Below are 17,142 nucleotides of genomic sequence, written 5' to 3'. Positions count from 1 at the left end.
TCTCCTGTGTGCTCCCGGAGGTCGTCACCCACCTCCCCCGCCCCCTTGGGGCGGCCCCGGCCTCCAGGAACCGGGGGTTGCGGGGCGCCGGCCGTTCAGGCCGGCGCTGATCGCTGGGGTGGGCGCTGATCGGTGGCCACGGATCGCGTGGCCGGTGCGCGGGGCCTCAGCCCTGGCGCTGCTTGTGCCGCGGGTTCTCGCAGATGACCATGACACGGCCGTGGCGACGAATCACCTTGCAGTTGTCACAGATCTTCTTGACGCTCGGCTTGACCTTCATGATTGTCCTCCGCCGGCCCGGGGGCCGACTTGTCACTTGTACCGATAGACGATGCGGCCGCGCTGGAGGTCGTAGGGACTCATCTCCACGACGACGCGGTCCTCGGGGAGGATGCGGATGTAGTGCTGCCGCATCTTTCCGGAGATGTGCGCGAGCACGACGTGCCCGTTGCTCAACTCCACCCGGAACATCGCGTTCGGAAGGGCCTCGACGACCGATCCCTCGACCTCGATGACGCCGTCCTTCTTTGCCATGTTCCTCCGTCGGTTTTCTCGCTCGAGTTCTCCGGCGACGACGCCGCCGGTTGGGCGCGCGCGCCCCGGCCCGGCCGGAGGGCTCGGGTCAGGAACGGTAGACGCACCGAGGGCCAACGATACGACACCTCGATACCGCGCCACCACGCGGGAAGGGGCTCCCGGCCGGTGTTCCCGAACACATCGGCCAACGCGCTCGACGGCGGCGGGCGGGACGCGACGCGATCAGCCGCGCTCGGCCAGGGGGCAGGGCTCGATGCCGAAGGGCGCCAGGCCCTCGGCCCCGCCGTCGGGGGCGGTGAGCACCCACACCCCCCCGGGCACGATCGCGACGGTGTGCTCCCACTGGGCGGCGCGCGAGCCGTCCTGGGTGACGACGGTCCAGCCGTCGTCGAGCTCGCAGACCTCGGGCCCGCCGGAGGTGAGCATCGGCTCGATAGCCAGCACCATGCCGGGGCGCAGCTTAGGCCCCTTGCGCTTGATCGAGTAGTTGAGGACGTCGGGGGCCTGGTGCATGGCGGTGCCGATGCCGTGGCCGACGTACTCCTGGAGGATGCCGAGCCGGGCCTCGGGATGGCCCTGACCGGCGGCCTGGGCCAGGGCGCGGTCCACGGTGGCCTCGACGGCGTCGCCAATGGCGTTGAGTCTCGCGGCGCGCCCGCTCGTCCGGCCCGCGGCCGCCCGGGCGACGGCGGCGATCGCCTCCCACAGGGCCTGCCGGGTGGTGGTGTCCAGGAGGCGATCGGAGGCCGATGCATACTCGCCGCCGACCACGGTGGTGAAGGCCGCGTCGCCGTGCCACTGCTGGCCGCCGTCGAGGATGTAGGCGCCGCAGTCGAAGGTGACGAGGTCTCCCTCCTTGAGGACTCGCGGCCCGGGGATGCCGTGAACGACCTCATCATTAACCGAGACGCACACCGTGGCCGGGTAGTCGTGGTAGCCCAGGAAATTCGAGTGGGCGCCGGCGGCCTCGATGGTCGCGGCGCACACGGCGTCGAGCTCGGCGGTGCTCACCCCCGGGCGGACCGCCTCCCTCAGGGCGGCGTGGATATCGGCGACGACGAGGCCCGCTCGCCGCATAAGCCGGACCTGGTCCGGGGTCTTGATCTCGATCTGCTCGCGCGCCAGCACCGCGCGCCCCCTCTCTGGCAGGCAGTGGCGCGGGCCCGACCGGTCCCGCGCCACTGAGGATTGCTCGCTCAGGCCCTGACGCCCGCGGAGGCGAGGGCCGTCATGATGCGCTCGGTGACCTCGTCGATGTCGCCGATGCCGTCGACGCGCACGAGGAGGCCCTTGGCCTCGTAGAGGGCGGCCAGCGGCTCGGTCTGCTCGGCGTAGACCTCCAGGCGGCGCCGGATGACCGGCTCGGTGTCGTCGGCGCGGTTCTGCTCGGTGGCGCGCTTGAGGAGCCGCTCGACGACCACCTCGGAGTCGGCGGTGATCTCCAGGACGACGTCGAGGGCGAGGCCCTTGGCGGCCAGCATGGAGTCGAGCTCGTGGACCTGGGCCTCGGTGCGCGGGTAGCCGTCGAGGAGGAAGCCGGAGGCGGCGTCGTCGGCGGCGATACGGTCGGCGACCATGGCGTTGGTGACCGAGTCGGGGACGTACTCGCCCTTGTCCATGTACTCCTTGGCCTTGAGGCCGAGCTCGGTGGCGCCGGCCACGTTGGCGCGGAAAATGTCGCCGGTGGAGATTGCGGGGATGGACAGGCGCTCGCTGATGCGGGCCGCCTGGGTGCCCTTGCCCGCCCCGGGGGGGCCGAGGAGGACCATGCGTGCGCTCATGAGAGGAACCCTTCGTAGTGTCGCTGCTGGAGCTGGGAGTTGATCTCCTTGACGGTCTGGAGGCCGACTCCCACCATGATGAGGATAGTCGTGCCGCCGAAGGGCAGGGACTGCGACAGTCCCAACTCGATGACCGCCAGGGTGGGCACCAGCGCGAGGATCACGAGGTAGATCGAGCCGACGACGGTCACCCGGTTGATGACGTAGGAGAGGTACTTCACGGTGGGCTCGCCCGCGCGGATGCCGGGGATGAAGCCGCCGTACTTCTTCATGTTGTCCGCGATCTCCTCGGCGTTGAAGGTGATCGCCGTGTAGAAGAAGGTGAAGAAGAGGATGAGCAGGCCGTAGGCGACGAGGTAGATCGTGTCCGTCTGACGCAGGTTCTGCCCCACCCAGGCGGCCCAGGAGCTGTTCCGGGCGAACTGGGAGATGAGCTGGGGCATGGCCAGGATGGAGGAGGCGAAGATGACGGGGATGACGTTCGCCGTGTTGATCTTGATGGGGATGTAGGTGGTGGAGCCGCCGTACTGGCGCCGCCCGATCATCCTCTTGGCGTACTGCACCGGGATGCGCCGAGTGCCCTGCTCCACGAAGACGACGGCGACCGTGGCCACCAGGATGACAGCGATGACGATGGCGAACTTCGAGACGCCGCCGCTGCCGGTGAGGACCGAGCCGAGGTTCTGCGGGAAGCGCGCGACGATCGAGGTGAAGATGAGCAGCGACATGCCGTTGCCGATGCCGCGGTCGGTGATGAGCTCGCCGAGCCACATGATCAGGCCGGTGCCGGCGGTCATGGTGACGATCATGAGGGCAAGGGTGACCGGGCTGCTGCTCGGGATGACGGAGACGTTGCAGGTGGGGAAGAGCTGGCCGTTGGCGGCCGTGGCCACGATCGTGGCGGATTGCAGGACGCCCAGGCCGATGGTCAGGTAGCGGGTGTACTCGGTGAGCTTGGCGGTGCCGGACTGGCCCTCCTTGTGGAGCTCCTCGAAGCGGGGGATGACCACGCGCAGGAGCTGAATGATGATGGAGGCCGTGATGTAGGGCATGATCCCCAGCGCGAAGACACTCAACTGCAGCAGGGCGCCGCCGGAGAAGATGTTGATGAGGCTCAGCAGGCTCGCGTCATCTGCCTGGCCGACGCAGGTCTGGACGTTCCGCAGGCTCACGCCCGGCGTCGGCAGGACCGATCCCAGGCGGAACAGGGCCATGATGCCGAGGGTGAAGAGGAGCTTCCTCCTCAGGTCAGGCGTCTTGAATGCCTGGACGAAGGCGCTGAGCACGCGGTCTCCTGTGGGCTCGGGGAATCGGCGTCGACTGGCCCTGAGGCGGGCCCGACGGCGGACGCGCAGGCGCGCGCCTGGCTCACACTACCCCGGAGCAGGGCCCCCCTTCGACGCCGTGACGGTTTCGGAAGGCAAGGCGTGCGTCACGCGCCGGCTTCCCCGCCCCTCCCCTCCCCCCGCCGAGACCGGTCGAAATGACGAGCGAGACCGGTCGAAAACAGGAGCGAGACCGGTCGAAATGACGAACGAGACCGGTTCAGGCGCGCCAGTCGCTCCTCCCCCGCCCGCGGGGCGGCGTCCGCTCCAGGGACCGCGCCCGCGGGGCCGCGCCTGGCCCGAGCGCAGCACGAGGCCCCGGTGAGGTGGGCCGAAGCCCGCCCTCACCGGGGCCTTGCCTTGCTCGCTTGGAGCGGATCAGTTCTCTGATCAGTCCTCGGAGAGCTCGATCGTGCCGCCAGCGGCCTCGATCTTCTCCTTGGCGGAGGCCGACCAAGCATCCGCCTTGACCGTCAGCTTGACGGAGACATCCCCGCCGCCGAGGACCTTGACCAGGTGCCCGTGGCGCACGGCGCCAGCGGCCACGAGGTCGGCAACCGTGACCGTCCCGCCCGAGGGGAACAGCTCGGCGATGCGGCCGACGTTGACCGGCTGGAACTCCACGCGGTTCGGGTTGCGGAACCCGCGGAGCTTGGGCAGGCGCATGTGCAGCGGCATCTGACCGCCCTCGAAGCCGGGGCGCACCTGGTAGCGGGCCTTCGTGCCCTTGGTGCCACGACCGGCCGTCTTGCCCTTAGAGCCCTCACCGCGACCCACGCGGGTCTTGGCCTTCTTGGCGCCCGGGGCGGGGCGGAGGTGGTGCAACTTGACGACGCGCACCTTCTCCGTCCCGGACTCAGCGGCGTTCTCGGCGGCCTTCTCAGAGGCCTTCTTGGTGTCTGCCATCTCAGACCTCCTCAACGGTCACGAGGTGGTGCACCGTCGCGATCATGCCGCGCACGGTGGGGGTGTCCTCGCGAACAGTGGACTGGCGGATCTTGCGCAGGCCGAGGGACTTGAGGGTCTCGCGCTGGCGGTGGGTGCCACCGATGCCGGAGCGGACCTGGGTCACCTTGAGCTGCTTCGTGCTCGCGGTCTTGGTGTCAGCCATCACGCCTCCACTCCTTCAGCGGCCTTCTCGGCCTCCTTCTTCTCCGCCTCGGCACGCTTCTCAGCCTCTCCCTCGGCGCGGGCCCGCAGCATGGACTGCGGGGCGACGTCCTCCAGGGGAAGACCGCGGCGGGCGGCAACCGTCTCGGGCTGCTCAAGCTTCTTGAGCGCGTCGACCGTCGCGTGGACGATGTTGATCGCGTTCGAGGAGCCGAGCGACTTCGACAGGATGTCGTGGATGCCGGCGCAGTCCAGCACGGCGCGCACCGGGCCGCCGGCGATAACACCGGTTCCGGGGGAGGCCGGGCGCAGGAGGACGACTCCGGCGGAGTCCTCGCCCTGGACCAGGTGGGGGATGGTGCGGCGGATCATCGGGACGCGGAAGAAGTTCTTCTTCGCGAACTCCACGGCCTTGGCGATCGCGGCGGGCACCTCCTTCGCCTTGCCGTAGCCGACTCCGACCGTGCCCTCGCCGTCACCGACGACGACCAGCGCCGTGAAGGTGAAGCGGCGGCCGCCCTTGACGACCTTGGACACGCGGTTGATGGTGACGACGCGCTCGATGTACTTGTCGTCGTTGCCGCGACCGGAGTTGCGGTCACGGCGGTCATTGCGGTCACGACGGCCGCGGCTCTCGCCACGGTTCTCGTCGTTGCGGGCCGAGCCGTCGGACGACGCGGACCTGTCTCGCTGCGGTGCAGCCATCAGATTCTCCTTTGCTTTCTCGTCGTCTCAGCGCTCAGAGCGCCAGGCCGCCCTCGCGGGCGCCGTCAGCGACGGCGGCGACGCGGCCGTGGTACTTGTTTCCACCGCGGTCGAAGACGACCGCCTCGATGCCCAGGGCCTTGGCGCGCTCGGCAACGAGTTCGCCGACCTTGCGGGCGGCCCCGACCTTGTGGCCCTCGACGCCCTTGCAGGCCTCCTCGAGGGTCGAGGCGGAGCACAGGGTGTGGCCGATGGTGTCGTCGATGACCTGGGCGACCATGTGGCGGTTGGAGCGGGTGACGACGAGGCGCGGCCGCTCGGGCGTGCCATTGACGTGCTTGCGCACACGCTGGTGGCGGATCTTGCGGGCGATCGCCTTGGACTTGCCCCTCTTGATCGAGTAAGCCATGGTCACTTACCAGCCTTTCCGACCTTGCGGCGCACGTTCTCGCCGGCGTAGCGCACGCCCTTGCCCTTGTAGGGCTCCGGCGGGCGGATCTTGCGGATGTTCGCGGCGACCTCGCCGACCTGCTCCTTGGAGATGCCGGAGACGGCGAGCTTCAGGTTTCCGTCCACCGTGAAGGTGATGCCCTCGGGGGGCTCGACGACGACGGTGTGCGAGAAGCCGAGGAAGAGCTCGATGGCCGAGCCCTTGGCGGCGACGCGGTAACCGGTCCCGACGATCTCAAGGTTCTTGACAAAGCCCTCGGTGACGCCGATGACCATGTTGTTGATGAGCGTGCGGGACAGGCCGTGGAGCGAGCGCGAGCGGCGCTCGTCGTTGGGACGGGTCACGAGGATCGTGCCGTCATCCTGCTTGGTCACGCTCAGGGGCGCGGAGATGACGCGGCTCAGGGTGCCCTTGGGGCCCTTGACGGTCACCTCGTTGCCGTTAATCGTGACGTCCACTCCGGCGGGAACCGGAACGGGGAGTCGTCCAATACGCGACATGGTGTTCCCTCCGTTCCTTTCTCTCACCAGACGTAGGCGAGGACTTCCCCGCCGACGCCCTTGTTCTCAGCCTGGCGGTCGGTCAGGAGGCCGGAGGAGGTGGACAGGATGGCCACCCCCAGGCCGCCGAGGACCTTGGGCAGGTTCGTGGACTTCGCGTAGACGCGCAGGCCGGGCTTGGAGATCCGCTTGAGGCCCTGGATGGCCCGCTGGCGGTTGGCTCCGTACTTGAGGCTCAGCGTGAGCGTCTTGCCGACCTCGGCGTCCGTGACCTCGTAGTCGGCGATGTAGCCCTCGGTCTTCAGCATCGCGGCGATGTTGACCTTGAGCTTGCTCGACGGCATCGAGACGGTGTCGTGGTAGGCGCTGTTTGCATTGCGCAGACGGGTCAGCATGTCTGCGATCGGGTCTGTCATAGTCATGAGTGGGCCTTGGCCCTTCCTCGTCGTGGTTTCCTCGTCGGACCTGCGACGTAAGTTCTTACCAGCTGGACTTGCTCACGCCGGGGAGTTCGCCACCAAGGGCCATCTCCCGCAGGCAGATACGGCACAGGCCGAACTTGCGGTACACCGAGTGCGGGCGGCCGCAGCGCTGGCAGCGCGTGTAGGCACGAACACCGAACTTCGGCTTCCGGTTCGCCTTCTGGATGAGAGCGGTCTTCGCCATGTCACTTCTCCTTGAAGGGGAAGCCGAGCCGCGCGAGCAGCGAGCGGGCCTCCTCATCGGTCTTGGCCGTGGTCACGATGGTGATGTCCATGCCACGGACGCGGTCGATCGAGTCCTGGTCGATCTCGTGGAACACAGCCTGCTCCGTGAGACCGAAGGTGTAGTTGCCGTTGCCATCGAACTGCTTGGGGCTCATTCCGCGGAAGTCGCGGATCCTGGGCAGCGAGATCGAGATGAGGCGGTCGAGGAACTCCCACATGCGGTCGCCGCGCAGCGTGGCGTGCGCACCGATCGGCTGGCCCTCGCGCAGCTTGAACTGCGCGATCGACTTGCGGGCCTTCGTGATCTGGGGCTTCTGGCCGGTGATGGCGGCCAGGTCGCGAACGGCGCCCTCGATCATCTTGGAGTCGTGAGCGGCCTCGCCCACACCCATGTTGACGACGACCTTGGAGATGCGGCCGATCTCCATGACATTGGAGTGCTTGAACTCCTCGCGGAGGGCGGGGAGCACCTCCTCGGCGTACTTGGTCTTGAGACGGGGGGTGATCTTGTCGCTCATCAGAGGTCCTTCCCGCTCGCCTTGGCGTAGCGGACGCGAACGGTGCGCTTGCGGCCGTTGGGCCGCACGCCCTCCTCAACGCGGAAGCCGACGCGGGTGCGCTTCTTGGTCTGGGGGTCGATCGGCATCACGTTCGAGATGTGGATCGGGGCCTCGACGGTCTCGATGCCGCCGGTGCGGGCGCCCTGGGCGGACTGCCCGACCTTGACGTGCTTGGTGACGCGCTGGACGCCCTCGACGACGACGCGATCGGTGTCCTTGATCACTTCCAGGACGCGGCCGGTCTTGCCCTTGTCCTTGCCCGCGATGACGATGACCTGGTCGCCCTTCTTGATGCGTGCCATATTCAGATCACCTCCATGGCGAGCGAGACGATGCGCATGAACTTCTTCTCGCGAAGCTCACGGCCGACGGGGCCGAAGATGCGCGTGCCGCGCGGCTCCCCATCGTTGTTCTTGAGGATGACGGCCGCGTTCTCATCGAAGCGGATGTACGAGCCGTCCGGACGACGGCGCTCCTTGCGGGCGCGGACGACGACCGCCTTGACGACGTCGCCCTTCTTGACGCTGCCGCCCGGGACCGCGTCCTTGACAGTGGCGACGATCGTGTCGCCGATGCCCGCATAGCGCCGACCCGAGCCGCCGAGCACACGGATGCACAGGATCTCCTTGGCACCGGTGTTGTCGGCGACCTTCAGTCGCGACTCCTGCTGGATCATAGGGTGTTCTCCTTCGTCGAGCCGGTTCTCGGGTCCCCCCGAGCCTTGCCGAACGTTCTTGGCGTTCTTGCGCGCTGCTCCCCCGGCCCGGGGGCGGGAGGAGTCCACGAGGCGTGGGTCCCATCAGACACAGGCGCAGGAGCGCGGGGTCTCTGATGGGCGCGCCGAGGGCGCACGCAACTCTCCCAGCCTAGTGCAGCGCCGAAGGCGCCGGATACCACAGGCCCCCTCCGGCCCCTGTGCCCTTCCTCACCAGCCTCCCCCTCCCACCGAGACCGGTCGAAATCACGATCGAGACCGGTCGGTTTTCCACAGATTTCCCAGCCCCCTTTCATGAGCGAGCCTCAGCGGCGACGCTTGAGAGATGCACACCACCGATGACTTCAACCACATCCCCCTCCCCCACCCCAGCGCATTGGGATCCCAGTCGGATCGCGAGACCGGCGCGATCCAGGCGATACGCCGCGGGACCGTGATCCGCGCCGACCCGGACGAGCCGCACTGGCGCACATGCTCCCGAGCGAGGGAGGCGATCATCGAGTCCTGTGGCGCCGAGGGGCTCAACGGCGTCGTCTGCCAGGAGGCCGCCGCGCGCATCCACGGGGCAAGAGCGTTGTCCGAGGCTCATACGATCCATCTCGTGACCTCCTGGAAGCCCGGCGGTCTCCGGCGCATATCGGGCCCGCGCCACCCCGGGCGGGTCTCATCGCGCGACGCCTCGCGGGCCGAGCGCCGTCGGCTCCTCGAGGCCAGGCCGATCGTGCGTCACCACATGCCGCTGGACGAGCGCGACGTCGTCGACCTCGACGGGCTGCGGGTCACCGGCCTAGAGCGCACGATCCTCGATTGCGCCCGCTTCCTTCAGCCCGATCGCGCGCTGGCCGTCGTCGATTCCCTCTTCGCCGTCGCGGTGGGCGCGGGCGAGCACCCGTGGGATCACCGGCGCCGGATCGAGGCGGCATGCGCCCGGCTGCGGCGTCGGCTGCTCGCGCGGTTGGAGGAGTGGACGGGGCAGCGGGGCTACCGGCGCGCCCAGGCAGTCGTGCTCGCCGCAACCGCGATGAGCCAGTCGGTGTGGGAGTCCGAGGCCCGGCGCCTGTGCCTGGCCTCGGGCATCACCGCCCCGCAGGTGCAACTGGCCGTGCGCGGGGCCGACGGCCGCGCGTACTTCGCGGATCTCGGGTGGCTGCTCATCCGTCTCCTCCTGGAGGTCGACGGCGAGGTGAAGCTCGCGGAGGATCCCGACGGCGAGCTACGGCGCCGAGCGGCCCGGGAGGAGGCGATCCGCGACGCCGGTTTCGACATGCTGCGGCTGACTCCCGAGGATCTGAGGGACGCCCGCGCGGCGTTGCGCCGCATCTGGGACGCGCTGCCGCCGTCGGCGCGCGACGCTCCTCCGATCACGGCGCTGCTGACCACCCATGAGCGTCAATCCGGGGGCCTGCGGCCCGTGTTCTGATGGCCGGCCTCCCGCCGGACCGGTCTCGCTCTTATTTTCGACCGGTCTCGCTCGGGGGCGGGGGGGGACGACGGCGCCGCGGCGGCCCGCTGGGTGCGGGCGCCGCGGCGTCGTGATGCTGTTGATCAGCGGGAGGTCACTTGGCCTTCTCGATGATCTCCACGAGGCGCCAGTGCTTGGTGGCGCTCAGCGGACGGGTCTCCATGATCGAGACGAGGTCGCCGACGGCGGCCGTGTTGTTCTCGTCGTGGGCCTTGACCTTCTTGGACCGACGGATGACCTTGCCGTACAGGGAGTGCTTGTAGCGCTCCTCAACGAGGACGACGATGGTCTTGTCCATCTTGTCGGAGACGACGTAGCCGCGGCGGACCTTGCGCTGGTTGCGCTCGGGGGCGGCCTCGGTACTGGTGGTCTGCTCGCTCACTTGGACTCCTGGCTGCTCGGAGCGGTACGGATGCCGAGCTCACGCTCGCGCACGATGGTGTAGATACGGGCGATGTCGCGACGCACCGCCTTGAGCCGGCCGTGGTCCTCGAGCTGGCCGGTCGCCGAGGCGAACCGGAGGTTGAACAGCTCGGCCTTCGCCTTGGTGAGCTCCTCGGCGAGGCGCTCGTTGTCCATGCCGTCGAGGTCGGCGGGGGTCAGCCCCTGGGATCCGATAGCCATCAGACGTCACCACCCTCACGAGTCACGAAACGGGTCTTCATCGGGAGCTTGTGCATCGCGCGGCGCATGGCCTCACGGGCGAGCTCCTCGGGGACGCCCCCGAGCTCGAACATGATGCGGCCGGGCTTGACGTTGGCGATCCACCACTCCGGGGCGCCCTTACCGGAGCCCATGCGGGTCTCGGCGGGCTTCTTGGTCAGCGGGCGGTCCGGGAAGATGTTGATCCACACCTTGCCGCCACGCTTGATGTGGCGGGTCATGGCGATACGGGCCGCCTCGATCTGGCGGTTGGTGATGTAGGCGGGCTCAAGGGCCTGGATACCGAAATCACCGAAGGCGAGCTGGTTGCCGCCCTTGGACATGCCCGAGCGGTGCGGGCGGTGCTGCTTGCGGAACTTGGTCCGGCGGGGGATGAGCACGGCTCAGGCCTCCGTTCCCTGCGTGGCGGCAGCTTTCTCGGTGGCCGGCGCCTGCTCGACCTGCTGCTCGCCGCCCTGACGCGCGCCGCGCTCGCCGCGTCGCGCGCCGCGGCGGTCGCCGGAGCGCCCCCCACGGCCGCGCGGGGCGGACTCGGCCTGCTGGCGGGCGAACTCACGCTCGGTGAGGTCACCCTTGTAGATCCACACCTTGACGCCGAGACGGCCGAAGGTGGTCTTGGCCTCGTAGAAGCCGTAGTCGATGTTCGCGCGCAGGGTGTGCAGCGGCACGCGGCCCTCGCGGTAGAACTCAGAGCGGCTCATCTCAGCGCCGCCGAGACGGCCGGAGCACTGGACCCGGATGCCCTTGGCGCCGGCGCGCAGGGCGGACTGCATGCCCTTGCGCATCGCGCGACGGAAGGACACGCGGGAGGCGAGCTGCTCGGCGATGCCCTGGGCGACGAGCTGGGCGTCCAGGTCGGGGCTCTTGACCTCAAGGATGTTGAGCTGGACCTGCTTGCCGGTCAGCTTCTCCAGCGAGCCGCGCAGGCGCTCGGCCTCGGCGCCGCGGCGCCCGATGACGATGCCCGGGCGGGCCGTGTGCAGGTCGACGCGGACGCGGTCGCGCGTGCGCTCGATGTCGACCTTGGAGATGCCGGCCCGCTCCATGCCATCGGCCATGAGGCGGCGGATCTTGACGTCCTCCTCAACGAAGTCGCGGTAGCGCTGACCGGGCTTCGTCGAGTCCGCGAACCAGCGCGAACGGTGGTCCGTGGTGATGCCCAGGCGGAACCCGGTCGGGTTGACCTTCTGCCCCATTACCGGGCTCCTTCCTTGCGTGCGGTGTCGGCGCGGTCGCCGACGTAAACGGTGATGTGGCTGGTGCGCTTGAGGATCCGGCTCGCGCGGCCCTGGGCCCGCGGGCGGAACCGCTTGAGGGTCGGGCCCTCGTCGGCGAACACCTCGGTGATGAACAGATCGTTCTCGTCGAACCGCTCCCCCGCGGCCTCGGCCTTGAACCGGGCGTTAGCGATCGCGGACTCGATGACCTTGCGCACCGGCACGGCAGCGGCCTGCGGGGCGAAACGGAGCACGTTGACGGCCTCGACGGCGCGCTTGCCGCGGACGACGTCCACGACGCGGCGAGCCTTCATCGGCGTGCAGCGCACGTACTTGGCCTGCGCCTTAGCTTCCATAGTTCTTCTTTGCCTCTCAACTCTCCGCGCGTCAGCGGCGCGACTTGCGGTCGTCCTTGACGTGCCCGCGGAAGGTGCGGGTCGGGGCGAACTCGCCGAGCTTGTGGCCCACCATGGACTCGGTGATGAAGACCGGGACGTGCTTCCGGCCGTCGTGGACGGCGAAAGTGTGTCCGAGGAAGTCCGGCGTGATGACCGAACGACGGGACCAGGTCTTGATGACGTTCTTGGTGCCCTTCTCGTTCTGGGCGTCCACCTTCTTCTGCAGGTGGTCGTCGACGAAGGGACCCTTCTTCAGACTGCGCGGCATATCAGGCTCCTATCAGCGCTTCTTGCCGGTCCGACGACGACGCACGATGAGGCGGTCGCTGGACTTGTTGGGACGACGGGTACGGCCCTCGGGCTTGCCCCACGGAGAGACGGGGTGGCGACCACCGGAGGTGCGGCCCTCACCACCACCGTGCGGGTGGTCCACCGGGTTCATGACGACACCGCGGACGGTCGGGCGGACGCCCTTCCAGCGCATGCGGCCTGCCTTGCCCCAGTTGATGTTGGACTGCTCGGCGTTGCCGACCTCGCCGACCGTGGCGCGGCAGGCGACCTCGACCATCCGGATCTCACCGGAGGGCATGCGCAGCGTGGCGTACTTGCCCTCCTTGGCGACGAGCTGGACGGAGGTGCCGGCGGAGCGGGCGATCTTCGCGCCGCCGCCGGGGCGCAACTCGACGGCGTGCACAACGGTACCGGTAGGGATGTTGCGCAGCGCGAGGTTGTTGCCGGGCTTGATGTCCGCGTTCGGACCGGCCTCGACGATGTCGCCCTGGGAGAGCTTGTTCGGGGCGATGATGTAGCGCTTCTCGCCGTCGCGGTAGTGCAGGAGGGCGATGCGCGCGGTGCGGTTGGGGTCGTACTCGATGTGAGCGACCTTGGCGGGCACGCCGTCCTTGTCGTGACGACGGAAGTCGATCACGCGATAGGCGCGCTTGTGGCCGCCGCCCTTGTGGCGGGCGGTGACGCGGCCGTTGTTGTTGCGACCACCGGTCTTGTGGAGCGGGCGAACGAGGGACTTCTCGGGCTCGCTGCGCGTGATCTCGACGAAGTCGGCCACGGAGGAGCCGCGGCGACCCGGCGTCGTCGGCTTGTACTTACGGATTCCCATGTCGATCCTTTACCTTCCGTGTCCGTGTCAGTTCGCCACGTCGCCGAAGATGTCGATGCTGCCCTCGCGCAGCGTGACGATCGCGCGCTTGGTGTCCTTGGACTTGCCGAGCCCGGTGCGGGTGCGGTGGGTCTTGCCCTTGCGGTTGGCCGTGTTCACCGAGTCGACCTTGACGTTGAAGATGGACTCGATGGCCATCTTGATCTCGGTCTTGTTGGAGTTCGGCGCCACGAGGAACGTGTACTGACCACGGTCCATGCAGGCGTAGGACTTCTCGGAGACGACCGGCGCGATGATGATGTCGCGGGGGTTCTTGGACTTCTCAAGGCTCACTTGGACTCCTCCTCGCCCTTGCCCAGGAACGAGTCCAGGGCAGCGGAAGTGAAGACGACGTCGTCGTTGACCAGGACGTCGTAGGTGTTGAGCTGGTCGGCCCACAGGACGTGCGCCTCGGGGGCGTTGCGCAGGCTCAGGCGGCTCAGGTCGTCTTCGCGGGTGACGACGACGAGGGCCTTGCGGTCCGTCAGGTTGCGCAGCGCGCCGAGGGCCGACTTGGTGGAGGGCGTCTCGGTGGTGACGAACTCGGTGATGACGTGGACGCGGCCGTTGCGGGCGCGGTCCGACAGGGCCGAGCGGAGGGCGGCGGCCTTCATCTTCTTGGGCGTGCGCTGGGTGTAGTCGCGCGGCTGCGGGCCGTGGACGGTGCCACCGCCGGCGAACTGGGGGGCGCGGGTGGAGCCCTGGCGGGCGCGGCCGGTGCCCTTCTGGCGGTAGGGCTTCTTGCCACCGCCGCGGACCATGCCGCGGGTCTTGGTGGCGTGAGTGCCCTGGCGGGCCGCGGCGAGCTGGGCCACGACGACCTGGTGCATAAGCGGGATGTTGAGGTCGACGTCGAAGATCTCCGCGGGGAGCTCGGCGGTGCCCTTCTTGGCGCCCTTGGAGTCGACGATCGCGACGGTGAGGGTCTGGTTCTCAGCCATGGTCTCAGGCTCCCTTCACGGCCGTGCGGACGACGACGACCTGTCCCTTGGGGCCCGGGACGGCGCCGCCGACGAGGAGGTAGCCCTTCTCGACGTCGATGCCGCGGACCTTGAGGTTCTGGACGGTGGTGGTGGCGTGCCCCATGCGGCCGGCCATGCGCAGGCCCTTGAAGATGCGGCCGGGGGTGGCGCAGGCGCCGACGGAGCCGGGCTTGCGGTGGTTGCGGTGCGCGCCGTGGGAGGCGGAGACGCCCTTGAAGCCGTGGCGCTTCATGACACCCGCGAAGCCCTTGCCCTTGGAGGTGCCGGTGACGTCGACGAGCTGGCCGACCTCGAAGATGTCCGCGCCGAGCTCCTGGCCCGGGGTGAACTCCGAGGCGATGGAGGTGCGCAACTCGGCCACGTGGCGGCGAGGGGCGACCCCGGCCTTGGCGAAGTGGCCGGCGAGGGGCTTGGTGACCTTGCGCTCGTCGATCTCGCCGAAGGCGAGCTGGACGGCCTCGTAGCCGTCGGTCTCGACCGTGCGGACCTGGGTCACGACGTTGGAGTCGACGCGCACGACCGTGACGGGGCGGAGGACTCCGTTCTCGTCCCAGATCTGCGTCATGCCGAGCTTGGTGCCGAGGAGCGCCTTGGCAGGCGCGGCGGCTGCCGGCTTGTTAAGCGTAGTCATGGCGATGGTCCTCAGAGCTTGATCTCGATGTTGACATCGGCCGGGAGGTCGAGGCGCATGAGCGAGTCAACGGCCTTCGGCGTCGGGTCGATGATGTCGATCAGCCGCTTGTGCGTGCGCATCTCGAAGTGCTCGCGGCTGTCCTTGTACTTGTGGGGCGACCGGATGACGCAGAACACGTTCTTCTCGGTCGGCAGCGGCACCGGGCCCACGACCGTCGCGCCAGCGCGGGTCACGACGTCGACGATCTTGCGCGCCGAGGAGTCGATGACCTCGTGGTCGTAGGACTTGAGCCGGATGCGGATCTTCTGTCCCGCCATGGCGCCTAACCTCTCTTACTTTCGGGCGACCGGTCCACGCGCTCGGGCGTGTCGCAAGCGCGACGCCCCACGAGGCTCTCTATTGAGGGAGGGTGGGCCGGTCTGGACACACGGAAACCCGATCGATGATCGGCTCCGTCAGACTGGTTCCCGGGGCGACCCCGGGAGGTAACTGCCGGGACTGGCGGGCGCCACCGCGACGAGCGCGGCGGCAGGGCCAGGGCCCAGCGGCTGACCAACGCTATCAGGGCGGGGTGCGGGCCGGTCAACCTGAGAGCGGGGCCAAGACTGTGAGACCGACCACCGCCCCACGCGCTCGGGCGTGTCGCGCTCCGGCGGCGCCGGGACCCGTCGGCACGCGCCTGCCGCAGTCGTCACCGAATCGTGAGTTGAGGGGCGCGCTGCGGCGGCGCGATGGCACCCCTCGATGCGCCGGCGTGATTCGGGGCCAGGGGCGCCCAGCGGATCTCCTCGGGCGAGAGCGCGGACCAGCCCCTGTCCAGGCCGGGAGGCGGCCCGGGATCGGGGTCCTCGGGCGTGACGGCGTTGCGCAGGGAGATCGCGCTGTGGACGCCGATCTGCGCGGGCGTCGCTCCGGCATCCTCGCCCGCGCCGCCACTGGTATCGGCAGTGCCGACGGCGGCAGTGCTGGTAGCGGCAGCACTGCCAGCGGGAGCAGAGGCTGTGCTGGCAACGCTGGCGGTGCTGGCTGTGCTGAGTGCGCCCGCCATGGTCGCGCTTATCCGGGGGCCGGTCCAGTAGCCCTCGGCGGCGGTCGTCTCGCCACGCGCCGCCGCGCCGTCCGGGTCATGCCCGTCATTGGGGGCCTTCGCGCCGGGGCGGGGGCCGTTGTCGTCGCCACCGCCGTTGGCGGCTGCGGCCTTGGGCGAGTAGCCGGTGCGCCAGAGGTAGAGGCCGACGGCGATGACGCCGCAGGTGATCCAGACCGCCCACCAGGGGAAGCCGGGGACCTCGGGCTTGGCGCCAGCGGCGGCGAGGTCTCCGGCGGGGGTGGGGGTGATGCGCTCGGCGGTAACGAGGATGCGGTGGGTGTTGATGCCCAGGGGCGTGCAGGTGACGAGCGTGACGAGGTCGCGGTCGGGGTCGGCCCGCAGGGACTCCGTCTCCTCGGGGGCGACGACCTTGGTCTCGATCACCTGGTAACTGAGGACCTCGCCGAAGACCTCAAGGGTGAAGGTGTCCCCGACTCCCACGCGGTCGAGGTTGTTGAACATGGTGGCGTTGGCGAGGCCACGGTGGCCGGTGATGACGGAGCGCGTGCCCTTGCCGCCGACGGGCAGGGATGTGCCCTGGAGGTGGCCGAGGCCGGCGAGGAGGACCTGGTCGGAGGTGCCGTGGTAGATGGGGAGGTCGAGGTCGATGGTGGGGATGCGCAGGCGCCCCATGAGGCCGACGGCGTTGGCGGAGAGGATCTTGTTGTAGTCCGGGGACTCGTCGGGGTGCTCGCCGGCGCCAGTGGGCAGGTTGGTGTTGGCCTCCAGGACGGCGCCGGAGGAGAGGGCGTCGTTGTAGGAGTGGGCCTGGGAGAGTTGCTCGTCGGCGGCGGGCCTGGCGTTGTCGACTTGCTCCTCGTAGTTGGCGACGACTTTGGACTGGTTGTACTGACTGATCCAGGAGGCGACGCTGGGGTAGGAGAAGAGCGCGAGTCCGACCAGGGCGAGGACGGCGGGGATGAGGTTGATGATGCGGAGCCGCCAGCGGCGCTTGGATGAGCGCGTGGCGGGGGCGCCCGGGGCGGTGGGCGCGCTGCCGGGGGCGTCCGCGCTGCCAAGGCGATCGGGGTCGCCGGGGCTGTGGGTGTCGCGTGCGGCGTCAGCTGTGCCAGTGGTGCTGCTCATGGCGGCTCGGGCTCCTGGTGGGTGGGATAAGGGGGGCGCGGGGGAATCGGTGGGCCGGTGGT

General features: G+C 69.1%; 28 protein-coding genes. 1 reads left to right on the top strand and 27 read right to left on the bottom strand.

The window, feature by feature from the left end; translation table 11 throughout:
* Positions 1 to 166 precede the first annotated feature (166 nt).
* The 15 genes from rpmJ to rplN form a co-directional block, all read right to left on the bottom strand.
* The gene (gene rpmJ, locus GVV76_RS06220) at positions 167 to 280 is read right to left on the bottom strand and encodes a 50S ribosomal protein L36 (protein WP_005987264.1); all 114 of its coding nucleotides are present in this window, start codon (positions 278 to 280) and stop codon (positions 167 to 169) included.
* A 32-nt stretch (positions 281 to 312) separates the two neighbouring features.
* Positions 313 to 534: a translation initiation factor IF-1 gene (infA, locus tag GVV76_RS06215; protein ID WP_017177298.1), complete on the bottom strand. Its 222-nt coding sequence runs from the start codon at positions 532 to 534 to the stop codon at positions 313 to 315.
* Between the two features lie 225 nt (positions 535 to 759).
* Positions 760 to 1,665, bottom strand: coding sequence for a type I methionyl aminopeptidase (map, locus tag GVV76_RS06210; RefSeq protein WP_159625745.1), 906 nt, complete (start codon positions 1,663 to 1,665; stop codon positions 760 to 762).
* A gap of 68 nt (positions 1,666 to 1,733) precedes the next feature.
* The gene (locus GVV76_RS06205) at positions 1,734 to 2,318 is read right to left on the bottom strand and encodes an adenylate kinase (RefSeq protein ID WP_235905448.1); all 585 of its coding nucleotides are present in this window, start codon (positions 2,316 to 2,318) and stop codon (positions 1,734 to 1,736) included.
* The gene (gene secY, locus GVV76_RS06200) at positions 2,315 to 3,604 is read right to left on the bottom strand and encodes a preprotein translocase subunit SecY (protein ID WP_159524079.1); all 1,290 of its coding nucleotides are present in this window, start codon (positions 3,602 to 3,604) and stop codon (positions 2,315 to 2,317) included. The genes GVV76_RS06205 and secY overlap by 4 nt, the downstream gene beginning before the upstream one ends.
* Positions 3,605 to 4,033: 429 nt before the next feature.
* Positions 4,034 to 4,549 (bottom strand): 50S ribosomal protein L15, encoded by a 516-nt coding sequence (rplO, locus tag GVV76_RS06195; RefSeq protein WP_159625743.1) that lies wholly within the window; start codon positions 4,547 to 4,549, stop codon positions 4,034 to 4,036.
* A 1-nt stretch (position 4,550) separates the two neighbouring features.
* The gene (rpmD, locus tag GVV76_RS06190) at positions 4,551 to 4,754 is read right to left on the bottom strand and encodes a 50S ribosomal protein L30 (protein ID WP_017177303.1); all 204 of its coding nucleotides are present in this window, start codon (positions 4,752 to 4,754) and stop codon (positions 4,551 to 4,553) included.
* Positions 4,754 to 5,458: a 30S ribosomal protein S5 gene (gene rpsE / locus GVV76_RS06185; RefSeq protein WP_159524081.1), complete on the bottom strand. Its 705-nt coding sequence runs from the start codon at positions 5,456 to 5,458 to the stop codon at positions 4,754 to 4,756. Before rpsE ends, rpmD begins: the two co-directional genes overlap by 1 nt.
* Before the next feature lie 34 nt (positions 5,459 to 5,492).
* Positions 5,493 to 5,867 carry a 50S ribosomal protein L18 gene (rplR, locus tag GVV76_RS06180; protein WP_159524089.1) on the bottom strand — a complete coding sequence of 125 codons (375 nt, stop codon included), beginning with the start codon at positions 5,865 to 5,867 and terminating at the stop codon, positions 5,493 to 5,495.
* 2 nt (positions 5,868 to 5,869) lie between these two features.
* Positions 5,870 to 6,409: a 50S ribosomal protein L6 gene (gene rplF, locus GVV76_RS06175; protein WP_159524082.1), complete on the bottom strand. Its 540-nt coding sequence runs from the start codon at positions 6,407 to 6,409 to the stop codon at positions 5,870 to 5,872.
* A 23-nt stretch (positions 6,410 to 6,432) separates the two neighbouring features.
* A complete protein-coding gene (gene rpsH / locus GVV76_RS06170) occupies positions 6,433 to 6,831 on the bottom strand; it encodes a 30S ribosomal protein S8 (protein ID WP_017177307.1) in 399 nt (132 codons plus the stop codon).
* Positions 6,832 to 6,889: 58 nt separating this feature from the next.
* Positions 6,890 to 7,075, bottom strand: a complete 186-nt coding sequence (locus GVV76_RS06165) for a type Z 30S ribosomal protein S14 (protein ID WP_017177308.1) — start codon at positions 7,073 to 7,075, stop codon at positions 6,890 to 6,892.
* A 1-nt stretch (position 7,076) separates the two neighbouring features.
* A complete protein-coding gene (rplE, locus tag GVV76_RS06160; protein WP_159524083.1) occupies positions 7,077 to 7,634 on the bottom strand; it encodes a 50S ribosomal protein L5 in 558 nt (185 codons plus the stop codon).
* Positions 7,634 to 7,978: a 50S ribosomal protein L24 gene (gene rplX / locus GVV76_RS06155; RefSeq protein WP_159524084.1), complete on the bottom strand. Its 345-nt coding sequence runs from the start codon at positions 7,976 to 7,978 to the stop codon at positions 7,634 to 7,636. Before rplX ends, rplE begins: the two co-directional genes overlap by 1 nt.
* 2 nt (positions 7,979 to 7,980) lie before the next feature.
* Complete coding sequence (gene rplN / locus GVV76_RS06150) at positions 7,981 to 8,352, bottom strand: 50S ribosomal protein L14 (RefSeq protein ID WP_159524085.1); 372 nt, start codon at positions 8,350 to 8,352, stop codon at positions 7,981 to 7,983.
* Positions 8,353 to 8,716: 364 nt separating this feature from the next.
* Here rplN and GVV76_RS06145 point away from each other — a divergent pair, with 364 nt between their 5' ends.
* Positions 8,717 to 9,811 (top strand): hypothetical protein, encoded by a 1,095-nt coding sequence (locus GVV76_RS06145; RefSeq protein ID WP_159625740.1) that lies wholly within the window; start codon positions 8,717 to 8,719, stop codon positions 9,809 to 9,811.
* A 136-nt stretch (positions 9,812 to 9,947) separates the two neighbouring features.
* Here GVV76_RS06145 and rpsQ read toward each other — a convergent pair whose 3' ends face one another.
* The 12 genes from rpsQ to GVV76_RS06085 form a co-directional block, all read right to left on the bottom strand.
* Positions 9,948 to 10,235, bottom strand: a complete 288-nt coding sequence (gene rpsQ / locus GVV76_RS06140; protein ID WP_017177313.1) for a 30S ribosomal protein S17 — start codon at positions 10,233 to 10,235, stop codon at positions 9,948 to 9,950.
* A complete protein-coding gene (gene rpmC, locus GVV76_RS06135) occupies positions 10,232 to 10,477 on the bottom strand; it encodes a 50S ribosomal protein L29 (RefSeq protein WP_017177314.1) in 246 nt (81 codons plus the stop codon). The genes rpsQ and rpmC overlap by 4 nt, the downstream gene beginning before the upstream one ends.
* Positions 10,477 to 10,896 (bottom strand): 50S ribosomal protein L16, encoded by a 420-nt coding sequence (rplP, locus tag GVV76_RS06130; RefSeq protein ID WP_017177315.1) that lies wholly within the window; start codon positions 10,894 to 10,896, stop codon positions 10,477 to 10,479. Before rplP ends, rpmC begins: the two co-directional genes overlap by 1 nt.
* A gap of 3 nt (positions 10,897 to 10,899) precedes the next feature.
* Positions 10,900 to 11,712, bottom strand: a complete 813-nt coding sequence (gene rpsC, locus GVV76_RS06125; RefSeq protein ID WP_159524090.1) for a 30S ribosomal protein S3 — start codon at positions 11,710 to 11,712, stop codon at positions 10,900 to 10,902.
* A complete protein-coding gene (gene rplV, locus GVV76_RS06120; RefSeq protein ID WP_073451442.1) occupies positions 11,712 to 12,089 on the bottom strand; it encodes a 50S ribosomal protein L22 in 378 nt (125 codons plus the stop codon). Before rplV ends, rpsC begins: the two co-directional genes overlap by 1 nt.
* Positions 12,090 to 12,120: 31 nt before the next feature.
* A complete protein-coding gene (gene rpsS / locus GVV76_RS06115) occupies positions 12,121 to 12,399 on the bottom strand; it encodes a 30S ribosomal protein S19 (protein WP_009748893.1) in 279 nt (92 codons plus the stop codon).
* A 12-nt stretch (positions 12,400 to 12,411) separates the two neighbouring features.
* Positions 12,412 to 13,248, bottom strand: coding sequence for a 50S ribosomal protein L2 (gene rplB / locus GVV76_RS06110; protein WP_159524091.1), 837 nt, complete (start codon positions 13,246 to 13,248; stop codon positions 12,412 to 12,414).
* Positions 13,249 to 13,275: 27 nt separating this feature from the next.
* Positions 13,276 to 13,581 carry a 50S ribosomal protein L23 gene (gene rplW, locus GVV76_RS06105; protein ID WP_159524092.1) on the bottom strand — a complete coding sequence of 102 codons (306 nt, stop codon included), beginning with the start codon at positions 13,579 to 13,581 and terminating at the stop codon, positions 13,276 to 13,278.
* Positions 13,578 to 14,228, bottom strand: coding sequence for a 50S ribosomal protein L4 (gene rplD, locus GVV76_RS06100; RefSeq protein WP_159524093.1), 651 nt, complete (start codon positions 14,226 to 14,228; stop codon positions 13,578 to 13,580). Before rplD ends, rplW begins: the two co-directional genes overlap by 4 nt.
* Positions 14,229 to 14,232: 4 nt before the next feature.
* Positions 14,233 to 14,901, bottom strand: coding sequence for a 50S ribosomal protein L3 (gene rplC, locus GVV76_RS06095; protein ID WP_159524094.1), 669 nt, complete (start codon positions 14,899 to 14,901; stop codon positions 14,233 to 14,235).
* 11 nt (positions 14,902 to 14,912) lie between these two features.
* Positions 14,913 to 15,221 (bottom strand): 30S ribosomal protein S10, encoded by a 309-nt coding sequence (gene rpsJ / locus GVV76_RS06090; protein WP_005987219.1) that lies wholly within the window; start codon positions 15,219 to 15,221, stop codon positions 14,913 to 14,915.
* 374 nt (positions 15,222 to 15,595) lie between these two features.
* The gene (locus GVV76_RS06085) at positions 15,596 to 17,080 is read right to left on the bottom strand and encodes a class C sortase (protein ID WP_159625738.1); all 1,485 of its coding nucleotides are present in this window, start codon (positions 17,078 to 17,080) and stop codon (positions 15,596 to 15,598) included.
* Positions 17,081 to 17,142 lie beyond the last annotated feature (62 nt).

Source organism: Actinomyces sp. zg296, assembly GCF_009829695.1.
GTDB classification, from domain to species: Bacteria; Actinomycetota; Actinomycetes; order Actinomycetales; family Actinomycetaceae; genus Actinomyces; species Actinomyces marmotae.
This window is presented reverse-complemented; position numbering and strand designations above follow the sequence as displayed.